The 19,603-nt window shown below is 48.1% G+C and carries 14 protein-coding genes; 6 read left to right on the forward strand and 8 right to left on the reverse strand.

Going from position 1 to position 19,603, the window contains the following annotated elements:
* Positions 1-11: 11 nt before the first annotated feature.
* Positions 12-1,190, forward strand: a complete 1,179-nt coding sequence (locus tag Q0372_RS06680) for a pyridoxal phosphate-dependent aminotransferase (protein ID WP_298104074.1) — start codon at positions 12-14, stop codon at positions 1,188-1,190.
* 575 nt (positions 1,191-1,765) lie between these two features.
* Here Q0372_RS06680 and Q0372_RS06685 read toward each other — a convergent pair.
* Positions 1,766-1,939, reverse strand: coding sequence for a hypothetical protein (locus Q0372_RS06685; protein ID WP_297945336.1), 174 nt, complete (start codon positions 1,937-1,939; stop codon positions 1,766-1,768).
* A gap of 622 nt (positions 1,940-2,561) precedes the next feature.
* Between Q0372_RS06685 and Q0372_RS06690 the strand changes: the two genes are divergently transcribed.
* The gene (locus Q0372_RS06690; RefSeq protein WP_298104077.1) at positions 2,562-3,551 is read left to right on the forward strand and encodes a c-type cytochrome; all 990 of its coding nucleotides are present in this window, start codon (positions 2,562-2,564) and stop codon (positions 3,549-3,551) included.
* Between the two features lie 214 nt (positions 3,552-3,765).
* Here the strand turns inward: Q0372_RS06690 and Q0372_RS06695 are convergent, their stop codons facing one another.
* Positions 3,766-4,677, reverse strand: coding sequence for a LysR family transcriptional regulator (locus Q0372_RS06695; protein ID WP_298104079.1), 912 nt, complete (start codon positions 4,675-4,677; stop codon positions 3,766-3,768).
* 141 nt (positions 4,678-4,818) lie between these two features.
* Here Q0372_RS06695 and Q0372_RS06700 point away from each other — a divergent pair, with 141 nt between their 5' ends.
* From Q0372_RS06700 to Q0372_RS06710, 3 genes are all read left to right on the forward strand, one after another.
* Complete coding sequence (locus Q0372_RS06700; protein WP_298104082.1) at positions 4,819-6,360, forward strand: flavocytochrome c; 1,542 nt, start codon at positions 4,819-4,821, stop codon at positions 6,358-6,360.
* Positions 6,361-6,440: 80 nt separating this feature from the next.
* On the forward strand, positions 6,441-6,872 hold the full coding sequence (locus Q0372_RS06705) for a cytochrome c3 family protein (RefSeq protein WP_005870314.1): 432 nt from the start codon (positions 6,441-6,443) through the stop codon (positions 6,870-6,872).
* Complete coding sequence (locus Q0372_RS06710; protein WP_298104099.1) at positions 6,869-7,540, forward strand: NapC/NirT family cytochrome c; 672 nt, start codon at positions 6,869-6,871, stop codon at positions 7,538-7,540. Before Q0372_RS06705 ends, Q0372_RS06710 begins: the two co-directional genes overlap by 4 nt.
* Positions 7,541-8,246: 706 nt before the next feature.
* On the opposite strand, the gene Q0372_RS06715 is transcribed toward Q0372_RS06710, so the two are convergent.
* Positions 8,247-9,638 carry an OprD family outer membrane porin gene (locus tag Q0372_RS06715; protein ID WP_298104085.1) on the reverse strand — a complete coding sequence of 464 codons (1,392 nt, stop codon included), beginning with the start codon at positions 9,636-9,638 and terminating at the stop codon, positions 8,247-8,249.
* A 447-nt stretch (positions 9,639-10,085) separates the two neighbouring features.
* A complete protein-coding gene (htpG, locus tag Q0372_RS06720; protein WP_298104088.1) occupies positions 10,086-11,927 on the reverse strand; it encodes a molecular chaperone HtpG in 1,842 nt (613 codons plus the stop codon).
* 334 nt (positions 11,928-12,261) lie between these two features.
* Between htpG and Q0372_RS06725 the strand changes: the two genes are divergently transcribed.
* Entirely contained in the window at positions 12,262-13,173 is a 912-nt protein-coding gene (locus Q0372_RS06725) for a hypothetical protein (protein ID WP_298104090.1), read from the forward strand.
* A gap of 229 nt (positions 13,174-13,402) precedes the next feature.
* Here the strand turns inward: Q0372_RS06725 and Q0372_RS06730 are convergent, their stop codons facing one another.
* From Q0372_RS06730 to Q0372_RS06745, 4 genes are all read right to left on the reverse strand, one after another.
* Positions 13,403-14,416 (reverse strand): UDP-N-acetylglucosamine--N-acetylmuramyl-(pentapeptide) pyrophosphoryl-undecaprenol N-acetylglucosamine transferase, encoded by a 1,014-nt coding sequence (locus tag Q0372_RS06730; RefSeq protein WP_298104093.1) that lies wholly within the window; start codon positions 14,414-14,416, stop codon positions 13,403-13,405.
* Between the two features lie 136 nt (positions 14,417-14,552).
* The gene (locus Q0372_RS06735) at positions 14,553-15,713 is read right to left on the reverse strand and encodes an FtsW/RodA/SpoVE family cell cycle protein (protein ID WP_297904610.1); all 1,161 of its coding nucleotides are present in this window, start codon (positions 15,711-15,713) and stop codon (positions 14,553-14,555) included.
* A gap of 1,053 nt (positions 15,714-16,766) precedes the next feature.
* Positions 16,767-19,010, reverse strand: coding sequence for a DNA translocase FtsK (locus Q0372_RS06740; protein ID WP_298104102.1), 2,244 nt, complete (start codon positions 19,008-19,010; stop codon positions 16,767-16,769).
* A 159-nt stretch (positions 19,011-19,169) separates the two neighbouring features.
* Positions 19,170-19,603 (reverse strand): type II secretion system F family protein (locus Q0372_RS06745; RefSeq protein WP_298104096.1); only part of this gene is annotated, 434 nt, incomplete at its 5' end.

Here is a 19,603-nt window from a genome sequence, read left to right on the forward strand (position 1 = left end):
AAGGAGCATCAATGAAATTAACACTTTCAAGTCGCGTAAGCAAGCTCGGTGAAAGCCTAACAATCGCAATCAGCACTAAAGCCAAACAGATGAAAGCTCATGGGCAAGACGTCGTGATCCTAAGCGCGGGCGAGCCTGATTTCGATACCGCAGAAGTCGCCAAAAAGGCGGTCATCGAGGCGATGGCTAAGGGCTGCGGCAAATACACGCCGATCTGCGGCACGCCTGAAATTTTAAATTTAATCGCGCAAAAGCTAAAGCGCGACAACGGCCTAAACTACAGACCCGATCAGATCATCACCAACGTAGGCGCCAAACACTCGCTATTTAACGCCTTTAACTGCATCTTAAACGAAGGCGATGAGGTTATAATACCGGCGCCTTATTGGGTCACCTACCCCGAAATTGTAAAATTTTGCGGCAGCAAGCCCGTCATCGTAGCCACCAAGGCGGAAAACCGATACAAAATCACCGCCTCGCAGCTCAAAGCCGCGATCACGCCGCGCACGAAGGCGCTGTGCCTTTTCAACCCGAGCAACCCCGCAGGCGCCGTATATTCGCGCCAGGAGCTACAAGAGCTTGCGGAAGTGCTAAAGGACACGGACGTTTTGGTAATTGCCGATGAAATTTACGAAAAAATCGTCTTCGGCAAGAGCTTCATAGCCGCAGCAAGCATCAGCGAGGATATGTTTAGGCGCACCGTGACGATCAACGGGCTAAGCAAATGCGGCGCGATGCCTGGCTGGCGCTTCGGCTACACCGCCTGTGCGATCGATGAGCTAAATAAGGCTATGATCAGCCTACAAAGTCAAAGCGTCAGCAACGTAGCAAGCATCGTCCAGGCAGGCGCTATGCCGGTGCTGCGCGGCGAGGCGGACGATTTTATCGAGGAGATGAGGCGCGAATACGAGCGCAGGCGCGATTTTGGCACGGACGCGATAGGCGCGATCCCAGGGCTTAGTGTCGTAAAACCTGACGGCGCATTTTATTTCTTCATAGATTGCTCTCAGGTAGAACCTGATAGTATGAAATTCTGCATGCAACTGCTAGATAAAGGGCTCGTAGCCACGGTGCCAGGAAGCGGATTTGGCATGGATGGGCACTTCCGTATAAGCTTTGCGTGCTCTATGGAAAATCTAAAACGCGGCTTTGAGCGCATAGAAAAATTCGTAAAAAATTACCACAGATAGGCACGCTAGCGAAATTTTGATCTAAATTTGTCGTAGCTTAGCAGCAAAATTTTTACATAAAATTTAATGCGGCTTAGCGGCAAATTTAGTGTGGCACAGCGAGTTCGGTGCGAGATTAAAGCAAATCAGGTGCGATGCAGCACGGAATTTAACTCAAATTCCGCCCATCACAGCACGATACGGCTCGGCTTAGCTCAGATAGCGCGGTAGTTTAGTGCGGCTAAAATTAACGTTTTTTCCGAGGCGTTTAAGTTCATTCCATGCTGTTTTATCCAAGAGTATTTAAATTTCGCCGTTTAATTCAAAATTATAACTATCGTGAGCTTGGCTATAAAGGCTAATTTGCCCTTGCTCTACTTAAGAACGATTAAATTTCGAGCCGTTTTATTCAAAAACATTAAAATTTCATACTTACCGATGCTACTTCGATTTCCCCAATTACTTTACGTTTTACTCAAGAACGTTAAAATCTCATATTGCCGCATCACGGCGCCTGTCGCGCGAAATTTTATCTCGGCGGCGATATTTCTAGCGCGGATATGGTTCTCGGCGCGGCACGCAAGCAGATCCGACTGCTAAAGCCCAAATCCGCTTAAATTTAAAATTCCAAGCTTGTTTGGGTTAAATTTCAAACCTAGCGCCCGTTTAAGGCGCGTGCAGGGCGAGCATAAATACGCGCGCCGTCTAAACGGCGCATAGACGAGACGATCCGCCCCTCCTGTCGCGCCAGTAGACCTAGATAATTTCAAATGCGGCGGCAATCCTGTTGCGATGCACCGCGACATGCTTTTGCAAATCTCGCGCTGAAATACTAATTTGCGACTTGTATTTCGACGGCATGCCGCGACACGTTTTTGCAAACGGCTCGTTTGTGGCGGAGTAGCAGGGGCGGCACGGATCAAATATACCGCGGTCGCGAATGAGCGAAATTACCCGCCTAAATTTTATCCGTTCGTTTCCCGCGAGCGCTTGCATGTACTCCGCATTTTATACGCGGCGCGATGCCGCATCCGTGACACAAAAAAATACATAGGCGCACAAATGAAGCGATCCGTGCGCGCGATAAAAAATACATAGGCGCAGCAAGCGTGCCGAGCGGTGCACGAAACGAGCCGCAAAAGTGGAGGCACCCTTAAATTTACACTCTCGCAAACTTTCAAAAATCGGCTTTTTTAAAATTTCCCCTGCGCGCAGATCGCAAAAATCAGCTTTTTAAAATTTTTTCGCCCGCTCAAATTTTAAAATCGGTCCTTTAAAATTCTCCTCTGTGCGAGCTCTCGGAATTTCTCCTTTTTTTGAAATTTTAACGCACATTTAACTAAAAAATTCAATAATTTCAAATGTATATTTTTACTTTTTAAAGGAGAACATATGAGAAAAACCGCCCTTGTTTTAGCGCTTCCGCTCTTTTTTACGCCCGTTTTAGGTTTTGATGTAGCCAAACTCAACGCCAAAAAAGCCGTGCCGTACGAGCAAAAGACGCAGGAGTTTAGGCTGCCCGTAGGCATCGACGAAAACGGCGTCATAGACGAGGCGAAGCTCGGCGACTCGCCTTATGCAAAGACCGTCATCTACGGCGCGAAGCTCATCAACGAGACGACGAGGTATCTCGGACCGCAGGCAAAGGACGAAAAAATGCGCTTTGCGGGCAACAACCTCTCCTGTTCGAGCTGTCATACGAGCGGCGGCGTCGTGCCCGATCAAAGCCCGTTCGTGGGTATCTACGCGAGATTTCCGCAGTATGTCGCGAGATCGGATCAGCTAGTCACGCTGCAAGACCGCATAAACGGCTGTTTTCAGCGCTCGATGGCGGGCAAAGCGATCCCTACGAACTCCAAAGAGATGCGCGCGATAATCGCCTACATGCACTGGCTCTCCGCAGGATATGAGGTCGGCGCAAAGGTAAAAGGCCAGGGGCTGCCGAAGGCGCAGTTTTTAGACCGCGCGGCGGATCCTAAAAAAGGAGGCGAAATTTACGCCGCAAAATGCGCCGCCTGCCACGGCGAAAACGGCGAAGGGATAAAAAACGAGGGGTTTGCTCAAAGCGGCGATTACTACACATTTCCCGCGCTTTGGGGCGATGACAGCTACAATACGGGCGCCGGTATGTATAGGCTCATCGAAGGAGCGAGGTATGTCAAAGCCACTATGCCTAAAGGAGACACCTCGCTAAGCTGGGAGGAAGCTTTCGACGTGACGGCGTATATAAACTCAAAACCGCGCAAGATCAAACCCGATAGGAAGAAAGATTTCCCCGACCTAGACGTCAAGCAGATGGATATGGACGTGGGGCCCTACAACGACGGATTTGACGAGAACGATCACCGCTTCGGCCCGTACAAGCGCATGATCAAAAAATAAAATCAAACGCCGTCCTTGCGGCGGCGGAATTTTGACGTAAATTTAATGCGGCTCGGTTGTGGAATTTAGAGCAGATCTAACGCTATGGATGCGGATTTCAAAGCAAATTTACGCTATGCGGTATAACTTGAAATTTACTGTAAATTTGCGCTATGTAATATGGCTCAGCGCGAGATTTAAATACAAATTTTGTGCATATTATTTCCCGCGCGCCCTACTCGCCGCTTTTGCCCGCTTTTATCATCTTTATAAATTCCTTTGCGAGCTTGGATGGTTTTTTATACACGACCGAAAACGACACGTCCAAAAGCGGCTCATCCGCGACGTCAAAGAGCGTGATGTAGTCCTTTTGCGTCTCAAAAATGTACCGCGCGAAGCTGAAGCTGACGCAAAGCCCCGCCGCGACCATCGCGTTAGCCACGTACAGATAGGAGGTGTCGCAGAAAATTTGAGGCGTAAAGCCGGCGTTTTCAAATATCTTTTTAAAGTTCGATTCGCTTTTTAAAATTTTACTGCTGATTGCAAATTTATCGGATTTGAACTCGCTAAGTACGATCTTGGGGTATTTCTCGGTAGAATTTATACTCGCTCGCGAAACGGCGGGATGGGAGGAGCAGACGCTTAGAAGCAGCCTGCGCTTTTTTATAAACTCGCACTCAAGCCCCTCCGCAGAAAGCTCGCCGAAATGCGAGGCATAGACGATGTCAAGCTCGCCGCTTTTTAGCATCTCGATGAGCGCGGGCTCGGAGTGAGCGTGCACGATCCTAATATCGGCTTTGGAAAACCTGCTGTAAAACATCGCGATGATCTTTTCGATAAATTTAAAGCTGGTCGAGGTCGCGCCGATTACGAGCTTGCCCGTCTTAATCGACGAAAGCCCGCGGATTTCGTTATTTAGCTCCTTATTGAGCCTAAGCATATTTTTCGCTCTGGCGATGTAAATTTCGCCCGCGTATGTAAGCTCAAGCCCGTTTTTTCTATCGAAAATTTCGATCCCAAGCTCTTTTTCTAAAAGCATAATGCTCTTAGAAAGCGACGGCTGGGCGATTCCAAGCTCGCTCGCCGCTTTTGTAAAGCTTTTAAGCTCCGAAATTTTTACCGCAAATTCCATATGTCGCAGGCTCATTTTTTGCCCCTTCGGTTGAAATTTTATAGCTTTTAGCTATTAAATTATATACTAAATAACATTTGACTTACATAAAGATTTAATATAAAATTACGACATTAATCTTTAAGGTTAAAAAATCTCTAAGTAAAGGGGCAAAATATGCAGAGACGCGACATACTGAAAATGGGTATGGTAGGAGCCGGTGCACTCGCACTTAGCGCGGTGAATGCACAAGCAAGCGCAGTGGACGCAAAGGACGTCAAATTTGACGAGGAGTGGGATGTAATCATCATCGGTAGCGGCTTTGCGGGGCTTGCGGCGGGCTTAAAAGCAGCCGAGAAAGGCAACAAAGTCTTGATCCTCGAAAAGATGGGCCGTATCGGTGGAAACTCAGTCATCAACGGCGGCGGTATGAGCGTGCCGATGAACCCTGTGCAGGAAAAAACTGGTGTTAAAGACAGCAAAGAGCTATTTATGAACGACTGCCTAAAGGCGGGCCTTGGCATCAACCACCCAGAGCTTTTAAGCACCCTAGCCGATCGCGGCTTGGACGCGTTTAAATTTCTCGTCGATAGCGGCGTGCAATTTAAGATGGATCACTGCGCGCACTTCGGCGGACACAGCGTCGCGCGCTCGATGCTAACGACGAATGATAGCGGCTCTGGCTACATCCAGCCGATGCTTGAAAAATTTGAAGCGCTAAAAGATAAGGGCTGCGAGCTTCGCCGCCGCACGAAATTTGATGATTTTGTAATGGACGGCGAGCGAGTAGCAGGCGTCGTAATCCGCGAGGAGTATAAATTTGATCCGAATCTTTACAGCGACGATCTTGAAAACACGAGCGGCACAAAAAAGACGCTCAAAGCCAAAAAAGGCGTAGTACTCGCAGCGGGCGGCTTTTGCCGCGATAAAATTTATCGCAAGCTTCAAGACCCGCGTATTCCAGATGATGTCGATAGCACAAATCACGCTGGAGCTACCGCAGGCGTGCTACTAAAAGCCTTTGAAATCGGCGCATATCCGGTGCAGGTCGATTGGATCCAGTTCGGTCCGTGGGCGAGCCCCGATGAGAAGGGCTTCGGTACCGCTCCGATTCTAACTCAGCAAGGCACCTTTAAATACGGTATCGCCGTGGATGTTCGCAACGGCAAACGCTTTATGAACGAGCTTGCAGACCGCAAGACCCGCGCGGACGCGGAGTTTAAAATTTTACGCGAGGATCCAAAAGCCTATCCGATAACCTTCGCCGATACCAAAATGGCGTTTAAAGACCTAAGCGAAGAGGTTATTTCTAAAGGCATGGCAAGCGGAAAGCTAGTGGGCGAATGCGCTACGCTCGACGATATCGCCAAAAAATACGGCGTACCTGCAGATGCCTTAAAAGAGAGCGTCAAAAAATACAACGAAGGCGTTAAAGCTAAAAAAGACGAGTTCGGCAAACAAGAAAGCGCACTTAGCGAGATCAACGAAGCGGGACCTTTCTACGTCATCCGCCTCTCGCCGAAGCCTCACCACACTATGGGCGGCCTAAAAATCAATACCAAAGCCGAGGTCTTATCATCTAAAACCAATAAGCCGATCCCTGGGCTTTGGGCTGCGGGCGAGATCACCGGCGGTACGCACGGCGCGAGCAGACTCGGTACGGTTGCGATAACCGACTGCATAGTTTTCGGAATGATCGCTGGCGAGCAGATCGCCTAATTTGGTCTGAGCGCAAGCTCTTTAAAGCCTTGCCGGTAGCGAAAGCGGGCCCGGCAAGGCACTTCTACAAAAGGTTGCAAATGAAAAATTTCAGTTTTACGGCGCTGTTTCTGTGCTGTATCATCGCGACTTTGTTCGGCGCGCCGAGCGCTAATGACGCCAACGCCACGAACATAGTCGTTTCAGATGAGCTTCGGGCAAAATACAAAATCAAACCTCATCACGAGCATTTGTCGTTTGACTGCGTCGATTGCCACATAAATCAAGGAAGCGATCCGTCTAAATTTAAAAGCATCGGCGATAAAGGCTGTATCAGCTGCCACGGCGACAAAAAGCAGCTCGCTTTGAGGCTTAAATTTATGGATACGCTCAAGGCCAATCCGCACAACTCCGTCCACGACGGTCCTACGCTATACTGCGACGAATGCCACAACGAGCACAAGGCATCTACGAATATGTGTACCGAATGCCACGAGCACGAAGTGCCGCAATGGATGGGGGTAACACCATGAGAATTTCTAAAAAATTACTAGCACTTATCATCTTAATAAGCGGCATTATAGGGTTTTTCGTCGTCGTGCCGGTGCATTACGCGCTTGAAAAAACAAGCACCGATAAATTTTGCGACGTCTGCCACGAGATGGATCCGATGGTGATCGCCTATCAAGACGACGTCCACTCGGGCAAGGGCAAAACGGGCGTCAAAGCTAAGTGCGTCGACTGCCACCTACCGCACGATAATATCGTAAAATACGTCTATCAAAAGGCCAAAAACGGTGTGCTGGAGGGCTACTCGCACTTCTTTGACGAGCCTGAAAAATTTGATTGGAACAAAAGGCGCGAAAACCGCGAACACTATGTGTTTGACAACGGCTGCACGAGCTGCCACGCCACCGTGATCGACAGCAAAATCACCTCCGAGCAGGCGCAGCGCATGCACGCGCACTACAAAAAGCTCCTAGGCACCGAGCGCGAGCTTAAATGCGCGAGCTGTCACGTAAGCGCGGGCCACGGCATCGGGCTTCGCAACTACCTAGAGTACTGGCGACCGACGTATAAAATTTACGAAAAGAAGATGATGCAGGAAAAGATCAAAGCAAAGAAGGAATTTTTCGGCGACGAGTACAAACCGAGCGCCGAAGAGCAGGCCTTTATGGACGCTCAAAGCACGAAAAAATAACGTGCTTTGGGTTTATAAGCGTTTCAATTCACGCTCCGCCGCGGGTTAAATTTAAAGCTCAAATTTAGGGCTTAATTTGATCCGCGGTGAGTTAAATTTAGCGAAGTTAAATTTAACTCGCTTTTATTCGCTTGATCTGACAAGTAAAATTTTATCCTTTCCCATCTTTTTTCGCTTTCGGATGAGCTTTAAAATTTATCCAAATTTAAAATTTCATCGAAAGAAGCCGTGCAAAAATCATCGCTTTTTTTGATATTAGCGCCGTATACTAGGGCGCAGTCAATGCCCGCTATATTAAGGACTTAAAGACAAACATCAGTTTGCCGATGTCAGATATACAGTGTGCTTATTCTACGAAATGCTGCTGAAATTTTACTAGATTAAATAGCTGCGTTAAATTTAATAGCGAGGCTTTGAAATTTTAAAATTTAGCGGATCGGATCGGCAAATTTAAAATTTCATCTCTCTAAGTTTCGCCGAATCTATCATTTAAATTTATCGTCTAAATTTAGCCCTTGCTGCATTAAATTTAAGAGTCCGTGTAAATTTAGAGAGTTTAGATTAAAGCATTTAACAAGAAAGGGCTCGCTTGATAATGCAGATGAGAAAGAGTAAATTTTTCGGGTTTAACGCCCTTTTTTGCGTCATATATGAGGCAGAATAATACGGATAAGAAAGAGCGGAAAATACTCCGCTCTTTAAAGCTTTAGTTGGCGCTTAGATCAAATTTATACGAAGCTTGCAACCATATCTCGTTCTCGTCAAACTTTCTATTTACGCCGCTAGCGTAGTGGTCGCTTCTCTCAAGCGCAGTGTAGGTTACGCCCAAGCTTAGCCCCTTAACGGCCTTAGGAGCGTAGTTTGCCGTTACCGCCCAGCCCTCTACGTCCATGCTGGTGCCGACCTTTTGGCCCGCAGCCCCGCTAGCATTGATATTATTCGTGCCGCTTACTCTGTCTTGATCGCCTTTTACGTAGTGCAGCGCGGTTTTGAAGCCGTTCAAGCCAATAGCGCCGAAGTCGTAATCAAGCACGATCTTGTGCGTATCCATACCCGCATATCCTGTGAAGACGAACGGACCTCTAATAGGTAGAGCGGTGTATGATCCAGGGCCGTTGCCGACACCCAAAATAACGGCACCATCATCGCTAACGGTCGTATAGGCATACGATAGGCCGAATCCGAAAAACTCGCTAACCGATACTCTTGCGCCGAACATATCGCCGTCAAGCCTTCTTGGCTCCAGCCCTCCGTCCACGCGCGAGCCTTTGTAATTAAGATCAAATCCCAGCTTTAAAATCTCGCCTACGGGCACTTTTACATTTGCCTCGGCAAGATATAAGCTAACGTCGCCGTCCTTTAACGCGTTAGCGGGTTTTACGTCCGTTACCGCTGCGTAAGCGCCGGTTAAAGTAGTATAAGGCAAGGATTTATTTTGAACATATGCAGAGAAGATATTTTCAAATTTTACGGCGACTGGACCGGTCATATTACCCAGAATCACCCTATCTTTAAACAAAGGAGCCTTTCCTTCGCCAGCCGGAGCGCCCATGGCGGTTTTACTCCTTCCTTGGAATTTATAAAACCATCCGCCCCACAATGTAGTATCGGGGATATCTTTATTGGATATCGCCACGCCCTCGAAAGCCTCTTTAAACGCCCTCGTATAGTTGCCAGCAACGAGCGGAGTCACGACATATTGTCTACCCGCCTTTATATCGGTATTTCCTATGCCGTATCCTAGGTATAATTCCGATAATACCGCACCTTTAGTATACCACTCCTTATCGTAGGCGATCTTATTGCTTGAGCCTACGTGATACGGCATCAACCAGCCCTGTCCGGTAAGCCCTATTCTAAAGCCGTAAAGAGGATCAGTAACGTATCCGAGCTCAAGACCCACGCCGAATGCCTCATAGTCGTTATCGCCCGTAGCGGCTTCGCCTCTATTGTCTACGGTTTTATTGGCATAAGTTGTCTTTACCGTTACGCCAAGCTTACCGTTAGTAATCGCATCGGCTACGCTCTCCGCCGCGCTTAGAGAGGATACAGCGAATGCGCAAACTGCCGCAGCTAAACTTAGTTTGATGAGTTTCATTCGAAATCTCCTTTCATAAAGATTTACAAATATTTATAAAATGAATTATATCAAACAATCTCGCTGTTTGCGATAAAAAAGGGGGAAATTTAAAATAAAATTACGCAACTTTGTAAAGATTAAATTAATGAATAGTGAAATTTATCGCCCGATTTATGATTTTATGCTTTGGCGAATATTTTCGGCTTGCGCCCCGACCTCAACTAGCGGATAAAAGCGATCGAAACCTCAAAATTTTCAAAACGCCAAACCGAGCCGCCGAATAAAATTTTTACCGAAATCAAAGGGTGAAATTCCGCCGCTTTTAAATTTTAAAATTTAAAAGCGCGGTGAAGCTTGCGAGCTGAAATTTCTTTTTAAATTTAAAAGCGCGGCTCCATAGATTTATACAGCCTATGCAGCCGCGCGGAATTTTGCTAGCCGATCGAAGCTCTAAATTTAGATAATCTACAGAGCCTTTACGATCAGCTCGTTTACGTTTTTGATAAACTCGCTCGGATTTTCCAGCTCCTGCCCCTCGCTAAGGCGCGCCAGATCGTAGATTATCTCGGCTACTTGCGGCAGCATCAGCTTATCGGCCTGCAGCTTTTTGATGATCTCGTGATCTGCATTGATCTCCAAAATCGGCTTTATTGGCGGCAGATTGCGGTTTCCCATCTGTTTAAGCAGCTGCTGCGTCGCAAAATCGGGATCGTTCTCGTCAAAAACAAGACAGGAAAGCGAGCCGCTTAGACGCGATGAAATTTTAACGTCCTTGACGCGTTCGCCTAAAATTTCTTTGATCTTTGCGGCGATCTCTTTGGCTTGCGGCGTCGCGGCGTCGTCGCTTGTGGCCTCCTGTTTGATCGAAGTCGCGTTTTTAACCGGCGTCTTATCAAACTCAAAAACGCCAGGCATCACGATCGTATCGATCTCATCGTCGCAGAGCAGCACCTCCGTGCCCTCGGCGTTAAATTTCTCGATCAGAGGCGAGCTTTTAAGCATCGCGGCGCTGTTTCCCGCGATATAATAGATCTCTTTTTGATCCTCTTTCATTTTTTCCTTATACTCGCTAAACGTGATGAGGCCGTCTCGCAGGTTCGATTTGAAAAGACAAAGCTTTAAAATTTCCTCTTTGTTTGCGCCGAAGCCGTAAAGCCCCTCTTTCAAAACCTTGCCGAATAATTCGTAAAATTTTATGTATTTTTCGCGATCGTTCTGCAAAAGCTTCTGCAGTTCGGATAGAATTTTTTTCACGCTCTGTTCGCGGACGTAAGCTAGAATTCGATTTTCTTGTAAAATTTCGCGGCTTACGTTTAGCGGCAGATCCTCGACGTCCATTATGCCGCGCACGAAGCGTAGGTAGCTAGGCAGCAGCTCTTTGGCGTCGTCGGTGATGAAAACGCGCTTGACGTAGAGCTTCACGCCGCTTTGATAATCGACGCGGTATAGATCGAAGGGCTCGCTGCTCGGCACGTAAAAAAGCGTCGTGTATTCGTGCGTGCCCTCGGCCTTGGTGTGGATATAAAACAGCGGATCGCCGCTATCGTGGCTGATCTGCTTGTAAAATTCATTGTAATCGCTCGGCTTTAGGCTGCTTTTTGGCAGCTGCCAAAGCGCACTAGCGCGGTTGATCTGGACGTTTTTAACTTCGCTATGCCCCTGCTCGCCCTCTTTTTGCGCAGGCACGTATTCTTCCTTATCCATAAAGATCGGATAAGGGATGTGGTTTGAGTATTTTTTGATGATGCCTTCGAGCCTGTAGCCGTCCAGAAACTCCTCATCTTTCATGTGCAGAATTATCGTCGTGCCGAAGCTCTCTTTTTGCGCCTTTTCGATCGCGTAGTTGCTCGCGTCGCTGCTCCATTTATAGCCGTCTTGCGAGAGCGGCTTGCGGCTGATAACATCGATACGATCTGCAACCATAAACGCCGAATAAAACCCGACGCCGAACTGCCCGATGAGGTTGCTGTCCTTCGCCGCATCGCCGCTAAGGCTCGCCATAAAGCCCTTCGTGCCGCTGCGCGCGATAGTGCCTAGATTGCTCTCGAGCTCGGCCTCGTCCATACCGATGCCGTTGTCGCCAATGCTTAGCGTTTTGGCCTCTTTGTCGATCTTTATATCGATGCGCGGCACATACGAAAGCGCCTTGTAATCGTCATTCGTAAGGCTTAGATAGTTTAATTTATCCAGCGCGTCGCTTGCGTTTGAGATAAGCTCGCGCAGGAAAATCTCCTTGTTTGAATAAAGCGAATGGATCATCAAATTTAGCAGATCATTCACTTCGGTCTTAAATTTTTTCTTTGCCATTATGCGGTCCTTTTTGAAAATTTTGGCAGATTATATCATGGAGTGCTAATCTTGTCAAGAGTAGAATAAATAAACTTGATATGAATCATATCAAGTTTTGGAAATTTACGCGCGCCCGAAGTATATGAAATTTAAACCCGGCTATGGATTATACAGCAAAAACCGATCCGAATTTGACGGCGCATCTACGCTAAATTTGCGAATTCTTTTTAGTCGTAGTTTTTTGAAAATTTCAAAATAAGATGATATAATCTGCCTCGATTCCGATGCGATTTTTATGATAAAAACGGGCGTTTGACTAAAACAAAAATTTATCGAGCAAAAAGGATTTCATTTGAATAACGAAGAAATCATACAACGCATAAATGAGCTGAGAGAAAAGCGGAGCAAAAATTTAAAAAGCTCAAACGAAAATGTCTGCGAGACGGATGCCAATACAGATATGGATACGGACGCTGCCACAAATTTGGCCGAAAAATCAGGCGAAAATTCGGCCGCAAATTTAAGCCAAAAACCGAGCACCAAGCCCTCCGCCGCCACTTTAAGGGGTGGGCAATCGTTCAAAGACGCAGATCTCCGCACTCCACGCAATAATCGCTCTATGCCGAAAATACTCCTTCTCGTCGTCGTATGTATAGTCGCGGTTTTTATAGCGATAAAAGCGCCTTCTCGCACAGAAATTTTGAGCGAAACCCGAATTCCTATCAATCAAGCAAACGAAGACGCGAATAAAAATCCTAAAGAAATTTCTATTCGCACCAAAGACGGCACTTTAAAAATGAAAAATCCTGTAAGATTTCGCGAAGATTGCGACGGCGGAGACGGCGATGCCTGCGCCGTGCTTTCGAGCCTTCTGCTACTAAATGGTGAAATTTCGCAAGAAGGCGCCAAAGATCTGCTTAAAAAAGGCTGCTACGAGCTTAACGGCGGCGAAAGCTGCACGAGACTCGCAGGCTACGAGGATAGAGATTCACAAGAGGGCAGAAAACTGTATAAAAAAGCATGCAAGCTCGGCAATGGCGAGGGCTGCTTCATGTTCGGTTACGTCGCGTATTTTGACGACAATGACAAGGAGGCGGGCGCGCAATACTTTGAGCGATCGTGTGAGTTGCGATTTGCGGAGGCATGCTATTTTCTAGTAGGAATTTATTCAAATGATCCGGCAAAATCGCAAAGATATCAGGCTCTGTTTGAAAAATATCAACAAGAAAACGACGATGCGATAATCAGCTTTAGACGCAGATAATTTTACGGCTCAATGCACTTTTGCGCATTGCGTTTGCGAGTTTAAATTTGCGCAAATCAAAAGATGTCCTTTGCTCAGCAAGCATACAAATTTTAAATTTTTGCTCAAACCCAAGCGCCGCGTCAAATTTACACAAACGCAAAAAGTAAAATTCAATCGGTTTATAAACTTAAAACCTCGCGCAGAGGTCGTCTCAAATTTACGCAAACTCATGCTATCCGGCGCGCTTTTAAATTTTACTCATCACGTCGTCGATTATCGCTTGCGCGCCGTTTCGATCCGCGAGCTCAAGCAGTCCTTTGCTTGCGCGCGCCACGTCGAAGCTCTCAATCAAGCCTAAGATCCGCTCGCCGCTTGCGTCCTGCTGGCGTAAAATTTCGCAAAGTCCGCGCTCCTTAAGAAATTTCGCGTTATAAAACTGATGATCCGCCGCCGCGAACGGAAACGGCACGAATATCGCCGGTAGGCCGTTTGCACAGAGCTCCCACAGCGTGCTGGCGCCGCTGCGCCCGACGCAAAGATCGGCGCTTGCGATGAGCTCGTGCATATTTTTGCAAAAGCCTACGAGCCGTACGTCCAGACCCTGCTGCGCGTAAATCTGCGAGATGCGCTCAAACTCGCGCTCGCCGCACTGATGGATCACGCCGTAGCCGAGGCTCAAAAGCTTGGGCGCAAGCTCCACGGCAAGCGAGTTGATAAAGCTCGCCCCCTGCGAACCGCCCAAAAAGATGACCCTCTTAAGCGCCGTGCGCGGTCGCGCCGTCTTGAAAAAAATATCCGCGATCGGATAAGCAAACGCGGGCTTTTCATAGGAGCTGTAAAACGCGCGCGCAAAGGGCCTCAGCAGGCGGTTAAGTCGCCCGCAAACGGCGTTTTGCTCGTGGATAAAAAACGGCACGCGAGAAAGGATCGCCGCGATGGATGCGGGCGCAGAGCTGTATCCGCCCACGCTGATGAGCGCGCGGACGCCGTTTTGCTTTAAAATTTTACGCGCCGCAAGCGAGAGGCGCAGGATATTTAGCAGTGAGGCTAGCTTGGCAAAGCCCTTTTTATCGACGACGCCCGAGCTTTGCAGAAAATAGGTGTGCGCAAAAAGCTCGCTATTTTCAAACCACGCGCGATCCTGCCCACGGTTTGAGCCGATAAAGATCGCCCTGATGCCCTGCTTCGCAAGGCGGGCGGCTAAATTTTTAGCGATTATCAGATGCCCGCCGGTGCCGCCGCCGCTGATTGCTATGACCATACTTTTCCTTTAAATTTATAAAATTTCGCCCCTAAATTTGAGCTTCGGCGCGCTTCGGCGTAGAATTTTAAGCGCAAATTCTGCTCTAAATTTACGCCTAAATTTAAATCGCACTCGCCCAAAGCCCGCAGAAGCTTTAAAATTTCGCCCTTTTCGACGCCATCAAAACGAGCCCCACCGCAAACGATGCCGCGAGCAGGTGGCTGCCGCCGTAGCTCAGAAACGGCACGGCGATACCCTTTACCGGCGAGATCGACGTAATGCCGTAGGAGTTGATAATGAACGAAAAGAAAAACATAAAGCCGATACCGAGGCAAAAGAGGAAATTTACGTTACTCGGCGACTTGCTCGCGGTCTGAAAGATGCGAAATAGCATCGCATAAAATAGCGCCACGATGAGCAAAATCCCGATAAATCCCCACTCCTCGGCGATGCCTGCGAGCACGAAGTCGGTATGCACCTCGCTCAGATAGCCTAGCTTAAAACTTCCAAGCCCAAGCCCCTGCCCGAAAAACTCGCCGTTGTTTATCGCATTTAGCGAGTGTCCGACCTGATACGGCGCGCTAGCGTCCTCTATACGCAGCCCTGCAGCTGTTTCGGGCGACATAAACGACAGCACGAAATCCTGCACGCCGCCCCACCACGAGCGCACGCGATCGACCCTGTGCGCGCTCGTGACGATAAAAACGTAAGCAAGTCCCAAAATCCCCATAAAGCTAAAGCCGATGAGCTTGAAGCTCGTACCCGCGAAAAGCGACATAAAAATCATCGTAAGCCCCAGTACCGCGACCTGCCCTAGATCGTTTTGCACGATGGCGACCAGGATTACGACAAAGCCGAAAAGCGCTACGTAAGGAAGCAGCGTCGCGATCTCGCGCCCGATGCTTTTTTTGGAGTGATCGAGTTTGCGCGAGAAGCTCCACGCCAAAAAGTAGATGAAGCCCACCTTGAAAAATTCCACCGGTGCGAGGTTAAAAAACGGCAGCCTGATCCAGCGCGCCGCGCCGTTGACGTCGGCGACCAAGGACTTGGGCAAAAAGCCCATCGCGAGCATCAAAATCCCCATGATCGCAAAAAGCGACATGCACACCGGCGTTAGGCATTTATCGGGATCGGCGCGCGAGACGATCCACATCACCGCGATGCACGCGATCCCTACCGCGCACTGACGATAAAAAAAATGCAGTGGCGTAGCACCCAGCAGAAGCACCGTATATGAGCTCAACGACAGCGAAAATATCATGCCGATCGTAATGAGCGCGCAGGTGAAGTAATATAGCCATTTATCGGTTCTCAATCATCTCTCCGTTTTAAAATTTATTCGCATTTATGTGCGCCGTGCACGCTTCGTCTGCCGCGCGAGCTCAAACCTCGCATCGCGCCCGTGCCGCACGGCGCCGATCGTGGCACCGCCTTTTAAAAAGCGTACGGCACGACCACGTATTGTCTTTTGGCGCGCAGCACGATCGTGCATCTTTGACACGCGGCGCGAATTTTATTCTCGCGCATAGGCAGCTTTTGCGATGCACGTTGCGGGATAGCGCGCCGAAAAAAACACATCCCGCGCCGCCTTGCAAGTACGCATTATTCTTGCACAAAGCGGCTTTCGGCACGCTATAGCATGGTCGCAAACCGCGACTATGCAAATTGCACATGGGCGTTCGTGCTACAAATCAGCCGCCATGCACGACAAGCCAATACTCCGACAGTTTCTCTCGCTCGCGTAACTATAAACGCTTCATACCGACAAGGCGCGATTTAAAATTTTGATTCGCTGCGGCAAATTTAAAATTTCAAAATTACAAAGCTCAAAAAGAAGCGAAATTTTAAATTCTGCCGATCTTTGTAAATTTATAAAATTTAAAATCGCAAAATTTTTAGCGCTCAATCTTTAAATTTTAAACCCCGCCCTGTTTCTACTCCGCTTGCACTTTGAAATTTTACGCCGCGGTTGAAATTTAGCGCCAAGAACACAGCGCGCAATTAAACGTGCCTTATAATTTAGACAGCGAGCACGTCGCAAACGCAAGCTGCAAAACGCGCTGTTTATCCCGCCGAGCACTACTTTTAAAACGCCGCCGCACCGCAAAGAACTTCGACACATCTTCGCATCCATATAAACCGTCCGCTTTTTCGCAGCCATAGAGGCACAAACGCGAGCTGCAGAACGCGCAAATTTTAAAATTTAAAATCCGCTATGTAGATTAAAAAATTTTAAAATTCTACCGCTTCAAATCCGATAAATTTCAAAATTTTACCGACGCAGATCGATTAAATTTTAAAATTCCGATGCCACAAATCCAATAAATTTCAAAATTTCGCCGCTTAAATTTTATCGAAATTTTAAAACTCATTTGATTATGTCGCGCTGACCTTTGGCGTTGATCTCGCTTAAAACGCCCATCTGTTCGAGCTGCTCGATGATCGTCGCGGCGCGGTTGTATCCGATACGCAAGCGGCGCTGCAGGTAGCTGATCGAGGTCTTCTCCTCCTCCAAAACGATCGCCTTAGCCTCGTCGTAAAGCTCGTCAAGCACGATATTTTGCGGATTGATTATGCCACCTTCTTGCTTGGCGCCCTCGTTTTCGATCAAAAATCGCTCGTCATAAACGACGCTTTCTTGCGCCTTTAAAAATTCCGCGATCTTGTTGATCTCATTCTCGGTTGTAAACGGCGCGTGCAGGCGGATGAGCCCCGGCGCGGTAGGCGGCGTAAACAGCATATCGCCACGCCCAAGCAGGCTGTCCGCGCCCATCTGATCCAAAATCACCTTGCTATCGACTTTCGAGCCCACTCGGAAGCTGATACGGCTAGGCAGATTCGCCTTTATCAGCCCCGTGACGACATCCACGCTAGGGCGCTGCGTCGCTACGATGAGATGGATGCCGCTGGCACGCGCCATCTGCGCCAGACGCGCGATGTAGTGCTCCACATCCTTGCCGCTCGTCATCATCAGATCCGCGAGCTCATCGATGATAACGACGATGTAAGGCAAAATTTCGCCCCCCTCGCGCAGCATCTTTTCGTTGTAGTTGTCGATATTTTTCGTCCTGTTTTGCGCCATGAGCGAGTAACGCTGCTCCATCTCCGCAACGAGATTACTTAGCGCGATGATCGCCTGCTTAGGCTGCGTGATGACGGGCGTTAGCAGGTGTGGAATGTCGTTGTAGATGCTAAACTCGAGCATCTTTGGATCGATCATTATTAGGCGCAGGCTCTTGGGCGAGTTGCGATACAAAAGGCTAAGCAGCATGGCGTTGATACCCACGCTCTTGCCGCTTCCCGTGGTACCTGCGATGAGAAGGTGCGGCAGCTTCTTAAGATCGGTGACGAAAGGCTGCCCCACGATGTCCTTGCCAAGCACGATGGTAAGCGGACTGGAAGCGCTTTTAAACACGTCGCTTTCTAAAATTTCGCGCAGATAGATCGTATCGATATTTTGATTCGGGATCTCGATACCCACGACGTCTTTGCCCGGAACCGGCGCTTGGATGCGGATGGTTTGCGCCCTAAGAGCCATCGCCAGATCATCTTGCAGCGTTAGAATTTTACTTACCTTGATGTGCGCGGCAGGGCGAAACTCAAATGTCGTAACGACCGGACCTGAGTAGGTCCGCACCACGTCGCCGTCGATCTTAAATTTACGCAGCTTATCGAGCAGGTCGTAAATTTTACGATCGATCTCGCTCTCGTCGATGTTGCTTTTCTTTTTCGGCGGCGGGTTTAAAAAATCAAGCGGCGGCAGCTTAAAATCCTTGGGCTTAGCCACTCTGCCCTTATCGAGCTGATCCAAAAGCCTTTTGTTTTCGGCGACCTCGCTTAGACGCTCGACCCTTTTTAGCCTGCTCGGCTTTCCCTTTTGCGGCATTTTAAGCTCGCGTTCAGCGGAAGCCTGCGGACCCTGCGCGTCACCAAAATTCTGCTCATTCTCGGGCTCGCGAGCATCGTTTAAATTTTGTAAATTTTGCCCGCCTTCAAAACCGCGCCCGCTTACACCTTGTTCCACAAAATTACCCTGTTTTGCCGAATTGTCCTCTGCGCTCAAAGCGTCATTCAAAGCGTTAAAATTTTCCGCACTTCTCAAGCCTTGCGCAGACGAATACCTTGCGAGCCCACCCCTTTGCGCTGCATCCGCATCGCTAGCAAAATCGTCTCTAATTTCATCCTGCGAGCTTTCATCTCTTGAGCCAATAAAGCAGTTTTTGATGATGTCGGTAAAACGATCTTCAAATATAAGCACTAGCGAAAGCACAAAAATCGTAATATTAAAAATCCACACGCCAACGCTTCCGATCATTCGCCTAAGCCCATCCACTGCAAAGCTGCCGACTGCTCCGCCGCTAGCACCGAATAGACTCGACTGCACCATCAAAATGGTAAAAAACAGCAAAATGGCTCCGATACTAAACTCAAAAAATCTAAAGTCAAAACCGCGAAAATGCTTATAGGCTACGTATGCTAAGGCGAGCAAAAATAGCGGATAGATGTATGCAAAATAGCCGAATAGCTGGGTATTAAACGAGCGGATGGCATTGCCGGCGCTGCCTACAAGCGCGGAATCGGGCGCAATGGTAGCAAGCCCAAAAAATATTATGATAGCCGATACGACGATAAAATATACTTCTTTAACTATGATTGATCCTTAAATTTAAAGCGGTATTTTAGCCAAACGAAGGTTAAAATTTTATTTGAAGGATGAAATTTTAATGCTTTGATAAAATTCCGCGCCCTCACAGGCGCGGAATTAAAGGAGTTAGTTTTTGACGGCTTTGCCAAGATCCCACATAGGCATGAAGATACCCAGAGCCAAAAGAAGAACCATACCCGCCATAAAAAATAGCATGATCGGCTCGACGTAGCTTGAGATATTATCGATGATATCGTCAAATTTCTCTTTATAATAATCCGTGACGTTACCGAGCATCTTATCGAGGTTACCGGCCTGCTCGCCCGCGCTGATCATCTGAATAAGCATACTCTCATAAAGCCCTGTATTGTTAAACGCCTCTGTTAGGCTCACGCCCTGCTGCACGGCAATTTTAACGGTAGAGAGTTTCTCTTTTAAAGTATGATTATCCACCATTAAAACAGATGTATCCAGCGCATCAGCGATAGGAATACCCGCTCGCACGAGCTCTGTAAAAATAAGCATAAATCGCGACATCGTAGAGAAAAATATAATCTTGC

The sequence above is a fragment of the uncultured Campylobacter sp. genome (assembly GCF_937997405.1).
Lineage (GTDB): Bacteria > Campylobacterota > Campylobacteria > Campylobacterales > Campylobacteraceae > Campylobacter_B.

Bases quoted from the DNA above. Each gene is read 5' to 3' on its own strand.
- Q0372_RS06680 (WP_298104074.1), top strand. From the start codon at position 12: ATGAAATTAACACTTTCAAGTCGCGTAAGCAAGCTCGGTGAAAGCCTA.
- Q0372_RS06715 (WP_298104085.1), bottom strand. From the start codon at position 9,638: ATGAAACTCATCAAACTAAGTTTAGCTGCGGCAGTTTGCGCATTCGCT.
- Q0372_RS06705 (WP_005870314.1), top strand. From the start codon at position 6,441: ATGAAAAATTTCAGTTTTACGGCGCTGTTTCTGTGCTGTATCATCGCG.
- htpG (WP_298104088.1), bottom strand. From the start codon at position 11,927: ATGGCAAAGAAAAAATTTAAGACCGAAGTGAATGATCTGCTAAATTTG.
- Q0372_RS06710 (WP_298104099.1), top strand. From the start codon at position 6,869: ATGAGAATTTCTAAAAAATTACTAGCACTTATCATCTTAATAAGCGGC.
- Q0372_RS06730 (WP_298104093.1), bottom strand. From the start codon at position 14,416: ATGGTCATAGCAATCAGCGGCGGCGGCACCGGCGGGCATCTGATAATC.
- Q0372_RS06690 (WP_298104077.1), top strand. From the start codon at position 2,562: ATGAGAAAAACCGCCCTTGTTTTAGCGCTTCCGCTCTTTTTTACGCCC.
- Q0372_RS06700 (WP_298104082.1), top strand. From the start codon at position 4,819: ATGCAGAGACGCGACATACTGAAAATGGGTATGGTAGGAGCCGGTGCA.
- Q0372_RS06695 (WP_298104079.1), bottom strand. From the start codon at position 4,677: ATGAGCCTGCGACATATGGAATTTGCGGTAAAAATTTCGGAGCTTAAA.